The organism is Promicromonospora sp. NPDC050262, assembly GCF_040655935.1.
GTDB lineage: Bacteria > Actinomycetota > Actinomycetes > Actinomycetales > Cellulomonadaceae > Promicromonospora.
In genome coordinates, this window is the sequence record NZ_JBFAKX010000045.1 from 1 (window position 1) to 1,895 (window position 1,895).

A 1,895-nucleotide genomic window follows, 5' to 3' on the forward strand; every position below is an offset into this window, starting at 1 on the left:
CTGGGGGTCAAGGGGTCGCAGGTTCAAATCCTGTCAGCCCGACAGATCGCCCCTCACCTGTTCACGCAGGTGAGGGGCGTTTTTCGTTGTCTTGAAACCCTCGCTGCGACAGATGTCGGAACGAGACTTGTCCCCGATCCGTCCCCGATCCGGGTTCATGCCGGCTCCGCGTCGTCGGCAGCCGGCGCAGTTGGTGCCGCACTGTCGGCCGCCCACCAGGCACCGAACGTCGCGCCGGCGTCGGTCAGCGCTCGGTGGTCCGGGTGCAGGTAGCGGGCGGTCATGGCCGGGTCCTGGTGGCCGGCCACCCGCTGGAGCACGTGGAGCAGCACGCCACTGTCAGCCATCCAGGTCAGGGCTGTGTGCCGGAGCCCGTGCCGAACAAGGCCGGCGATGCCGAGGTCTTTGACGAGCTGGTCCCAGTTCGTGGCATCCCGAAGCGTCGCGGTCGTGATGGTGCCGCCGCGCGGTCCCTTGATCAGCGGCGAGTCATCGGGCCGGCCAGCAGCCATCAGACGTTCGAGCGTCTCGCGGGCCGGCTCGATGATCGGCACGACACGATTGCGCCGGCCCTTGGTGGACTTCACGATCAGGCCGCCACGCCCGGGGTACTTCTGCCGGCGGACGTGGATCAGGCCGGCCTTGAGGTCGACGTCACCGACGATGAGCCCGGACACCTCACTGATCCGCATTCCCGTCGTCGCCAGCAGCAGCACCATGTCGCCCCAGCACTGGTCCCCTCCCGCTTCCACGACGGCGGCCACGAGCTTGTCCAGCGTCGCCACGTCCGGCAGCGCCAGCTCACGAGGGTTGACGTCGGACCCGTCCTTGACCTGACCCGGTTGCTTACGCCGAGCACGATCCTTGGCCGGATTCCTCGGCAACAGGCCATCGCGCACCGCGTCATCCAGGACGTGGACCAGCGCTGCGACCGTGTTCTTCACCGTCGAGTGACCGGAGGTCTTCTCCCATCGATCGATGGCCCGATCAATAAGGCCGGCCGTGATCATGCCGACCGGGATATGCCCGAGCTCGGGGATGACACGCAGCTTGAGGCCGGCCGCGTACGGGTCGAAGGTCGAGGTCCGATCGATGGACCGTGCCCACCGCTCCCCCATCCCGCCGATGTACGCCTCCAGGGTCTGGCCCGGGTTCACGCCGGTTCGTGCGATCGACTTCTGCTCATCGATCCACGCGCGCGCTTCCTCGTCGGACGAGAACGTGGCGCCGGCCTCTTCGCGGACGTGCGACACCGGGTGAGTCCAGCGGACCCGAGCGAGGTAGCGGGTGCCCAGCCGCGCACCCTCGCGTGTACGGACGTCGCCCTGCACATCCGCGCCGAGCGGCGGTACGGGCTGCTTCTTCTTCGCCGTGGTCATGATGCGACCTCGGCACGCGACGGGCCGGTCTCAGCGAGGTTCTTCCGGACCCACTCGTTGAGCAGCGCGAGCGGATAGCGGTAGACGCTCCCGATCCGCACGTGACGAGGACCCACGCCGTCGAGCCGCCAGCGCCGCACCGTCGACGGGTTCACCCGGAACCGCTCTGCGACCTCTTCCGTGGTCAGCAGGTCAGAGATGTCTGAGGCATCCATGGTCTTTCCCTTCCACATCCACCACACCGTGTTGTCGTCAGGCCGTACGGGCCGGGTACTTCTGAGCCGCCTTCCACTGCGCGTACTCGCGAGCACGAGCGGCAGCAGCCTCGGCAAGCTCCTTCTCCCCGTTGGTCGACCAGCCGGTGCCGGCGTAGGTCCAGGAGCCGTCGACCACGAGGGTCGTCTCTTCGTCGTCGGCCAGGAGCCGGCGTTCGAGGTCGGTCACGTCGAGCGGTTCGCCGGCGCGCTGCGCCTCAGCAGCCAGACGGGCGAATCGTGCTCGAGCTGCGCGCAGCCG

3 protein-coding genes are annotated in these 1,895 nt (G+C 68.2%); all 3 read right to left on the reverse strand.

Features of this window, described 5'->3' with window-relative positions:
- Positions 1-155: 155 nt before the first annotated feature.
- Positions 156-1,379: a site-specific integrase gene (locus AB0I29_RS27660; RefSeq protein WP_357080976.1), complete on the reverse strand. Its 1,224-nt coding sequence runs from the start codon at positions 1,377-1,379 to the stop codon at positions 156-158.
- Complete coding sequence (locus AB0I29_RS27665) at positions 1,376-1,594, reverse strand: helix-turn-helix domain-containing protein (RefSeq protein ID WP_142035548.1); 219 nt, start codon at positions 1,592-1,594, stop codon at positions 1,376-1,378. The genes AB0I29_RS27660 and AB0I29_RS27665 overlap by 4 nt, the downstream gene beginning before the upstream one ends.
- Before the next feature lie 37 nt (positions 1,595-1,631).
- On the reverse strand, positions 1,632-1,895 hold a 264-nt coding region (locus AB0I29_RS27670), incomplete at its 5' end, for a hypothetical protein (protein WP_357487480.1).

Coding starts and splice junctions, on each gene's coding strand:
- AB0I29_RS27665 (WP_142035548.1), bottom strand. CDS start 1,594: ATGGATGCCTCAGACATCTCTGACCTGCTGACCACGGAAGAGGTCGCA.
- AB0I29_RS27660 (WP_357080976.1), bottom strand. CDS start 1,379: ATGACCACGGCGAAGAAGAAGCAGCCCGTACCGCCGCTCGGCGCGGAT.